The organism is Lentzea sp. NPDC006480, from assembly GCF_040611995.1.
In the GTDB taxonomy this organism is placed as follows: domain Bacteria; phylum Actinomycetota; class Actinomycetes; order Mycobacteriales; family Pseudonocardiaceae; genus Lentzea.
Map to the genome: position 1 here is coordinate 1 of NZ_JBEXPJ010000324.1, position 2,908 is coordinate 2,908.

The window sequence follows — 2,908 nt, forward strand, 5'->3', positions numbered from 1 at the left end:
TCGTCACCCGCAGGCCGCGCGAGGTGAGCTACTGGCCGAGGCTGGAGGCGGTGAGCCCCTTGCCCAGGCCTGAATATGAACCTTGTCGAACATCGGGAGTTCCGGTATAGGAACACACTTGTGCAGGTCGGCGACTCGTTGAAAGACGGCGTTCAAGTGGGGTTTGCGGTATCCAGTTGAACGCCATTGCCGGGGAAATTGTCCATTGTGGAATTCCGCGTTCCGCCGTCGCGGCCGGTGGTTCGGTCCTGCGTGACCGACCGTTCTGTCTGCTACCGTTGACGCGATGGTGCACAACGTCCGCGGTCAGGTCTCCGAAGCGCGCCAGCGCCTGCTCGCGACCGCCACCCAGATCTTCTACGCCGAGGGCATCCACTCCGTCGGGATCGACCGGATCGTCGCGGAGGCGAAGGTGACCCGCGCGACGTTGTACCGGCACTTCGCGAGCAAGGAAGAGCTCGTCGTCGCCTACCTCCAGACGGTCGCCCAGCTGGAGCGCGACCAGTTCGAGCAGGCTCTCGGCAGTGGCCTGCCCGCGGCCGACGTCCTGCGCGCCATCGCTCGCGCCATCGCGGCCGGGATCTCCTCGGCCGGGTTCCGCGGCTGCGCCTTCCTCAACGCCGCGGCGGAGTACCCGGACCGCGCGCACCCGGTGCTCAAGACCGTTCTCGACCACCGCGCGTGGTTCCAGACCACCATCTCCGACCTGTTCGCGCTGATCGACGAGGACTCGGCCGCGTCGGCGGGCCGGCACTTCGTCATGCTCCGCGACGGAGCCATGGCGGCGGGCTGCCTGACCGACGCGACCGAGGTCGGCGACACGTTCCTCGCCGGGGTCGAGGGCCTGCTGCGGTTCCAGACCAGCTAGCGCACGCCGGCCGCGAGTCGCGCGGTGAGCTCGGTGAGCGCTGCCGTGCCCGCCGTGTCCAGGAGCGTGCTGACCAGGGCGGATCCGACGATCACACCGTCGGCGAACCCAGCGACGTCGGCCGCCTGCTGCTCGTCCGACACGCCCATTCCGACGCAGACCGGCAACTCGGTCACCGCGCGCAGCCGCCGCACGAGGACGGCGGCTGCCGCGTCCACCGAGTCACGGGTCCCGGTGACGCCCATGAGCGCGGACGCGTAGACGAACCCGGTGCCGGCCGCGGCGGTCTCGGCGAGCTGGGCGTCCGTGCTGCTCGGCGCGACCACGAACACGGTCGCCAGGTCGTGCTGCTCGGCCTGCCGGCGCCACGGCGCGGACTCGCTCACCGGCAGGTCCGGCAGCACACAACCCGCGCCGCCGGCTTCGGCCAGTTCACGGGCGAAACGCTCGATTCCGTAGCGCGACACGGGATTCCAGTACGACATCACCAGCACGGGCTTGCCCGTGGCGGTGTGGACCTCCCGCACCGTGCGCAGGACGTCCGCGATCCGGACCCCGCCGCGCAGGGCGATGTCGTCCGCCGTCTGGATCACCGGGCCGTCCAGCACCGGGTCGCTGTGCGGCAGGCCGACCTCGACGACGTCCGCCCCGGCGGCGCAGGTCGCGAGGATCGCGGCGATTCCGTCGCCGACGGTCGGGAACCCGGCGGGCAGGTAGGTGACGAGTGCCGCCCGCCCGGCCTGCTTCGCCTGCGCGAGAACGTCGTCGAGCAGCTTGATGTTCCCGCTCATCGCGCGCTCCCGAGTCCGAAGTGGACGGCGGCGGTGTCGAGGTCCTTGTCGCCGCGGCCGGAGAGGTTCACCAGCACCACGGCGTCGGGGCCGAGCTCCCGGCCGACCTCCAGCGCGCCCGCCAGCGCGTGGGCGCTCTCGATCGCCGGGACGATGCCCTCGGTCGTGGCGAGCAGCCGGAACGCGTGCATCGCTTCCTCGTCGGTGACCGGGCGGTACTCGGCGCGGCCGGACTCGTGCAGGTGCGCGTGTTCCGGTCCGACGCCGGGGTAGTCGAGCCCGGCCGAGATCGACCAGGCTTCGCGGATCTGGCCTTCGTCGTCCTGCAGCACGTAGGAACGGGAACCGTGCAGCACTCCCGGTTCGCCGGCCGTCAGGGAGGCCGCGTGCTCGCCGCTCTCCACGCCGTGCCCGGCGGCTTCACAGCCGATCAGCCGGACGTCGGAGTCGTCGAGGAACGCGTGGAACAGGCCGATCGCGTTGGAACCGCCGCCGACGCAGGCGATCGCCGCGTCGGGCAGCCGCCCGGTCCGGTCGAGCAGCTGCCGGCGCGCCTCGACGCCGATGACGCGCTGGAAGTCCCGGATCATGGCGGGAAACGGGTGCGGCCCCGCGACCGTGCCGAACAGGTAGTGCGTGTCCTCGGTGCGGGCGACCCAGTCGCGGAACGTCTCGTTGATGGCATCCTTCAGCGTGCGCGAGCCGGACGTCACCGGGACGACCTCGGCGCCGAGCAGTTCCATCCGCGCCACGTTCACCGCCTGGCGGCGCATGTCCGTCTCTCCCATGTAGACGGTGCAGGACAGGCCGGTCAGCGCGCACGCGGTGGCGGTCGCCACGCCGTGCGACCCCGCACCGGTCTCGGCGATGACGCGGGTCTTGCCCATCCGCTGGGCCAGAAGTGCCTGGCCCAGCGCGTTGTTCACCTTGTGCGAGCCGGTGTGGTTCAGGTCCTCGCGCTTGAGGAAGACCCGCGCACCCCCGGCGTGCTCGCCGAACCGCGGCGCCTCGGTGAGCGCGCTCGGCCGGCCGACGTAGTGGGCGAGCAGGTCCTCGAACCGCGCGACGAAGGCGGGATCGGTCTTGGCCCGCTCGTACTCGGCGGCGACCTGGTCGACGGCCGCGACGAGCGCCTGCGGGACGAACCGGCCGCCGAAGGCGCCGAAGTACCCGTCGGCGCCCGGCGGGGCTTCCGGGTGCCGCACACGTTGTTCCTCGAACTGCCCACAGTGGACGCGGTCGCGGAACA

The 2,908-nt window shown here is 71.5% G+C and carries 3 protein-coding genes; 1 reads left to right on the plus strand and 2 read right to left on the minus strand.

Annotated features, from left to right (window positions below):
- Positions 1–286 precede the first annotated feature (286 nt).
- Positions 287–868, plus strand: a complete 582-nt coding sequence (locus ABZX92_RS45575; RefSeq protein WP_355572361.1) for a TetR/AcrR family transcriptional regulator — start codon at positions 287–289, stop codon at positions 866–868.
- Here the strand turns inward: ABZX92_RS45575 and trpA are convergent.
- Together trpA and trpB are read right to left on the minus strand one after the other, a co-directional pair.
- A complete protein-coding gene (trpA, locus tag ABZX92_RS45580; RefSeq protein WP_355572363.1) occupies positions 865–1,659 on the minus strand; it encodes a tryptophan synthase subunit alpha in 795 nt (264 codons plus the stop codon). The genes ABZX92_RS45575 and trpA overlap by 4 nt on opposite strands.
- Positions 1,656–2,864, minus strand: coding sequence for a tryptophan synthase subunit beta (gene trpB, locus ABZX92_RS45585; RefSeq protein WP_355572365.1), 1,209 nt, complete (start codon positions 2,862–2,864; stop codon positions 1,656–1,658). Before trpB ends, trpA begins: the two co-directional genes overlap by 4 nt.
- Between the last annotated feature and the right edge of the window lie 44 nt (positions 2,865–2,908).

Coding starts and splice junctions, on each gene's coding strand:
- ABZX92_RS45575 (WP_355572361.1), top strand. CDS start 287: ATGGTGCACAACGTCCGCGGTCAGGTCTCCGAAGCGCGCCAGCGCCTG.
- trpA (WP_355572363.1), bottom strand. CDS start 1,659: ATGAGCGGGAACATCAAGCTGCTCGACGACGTTCTCGCGCAGGCGAAG.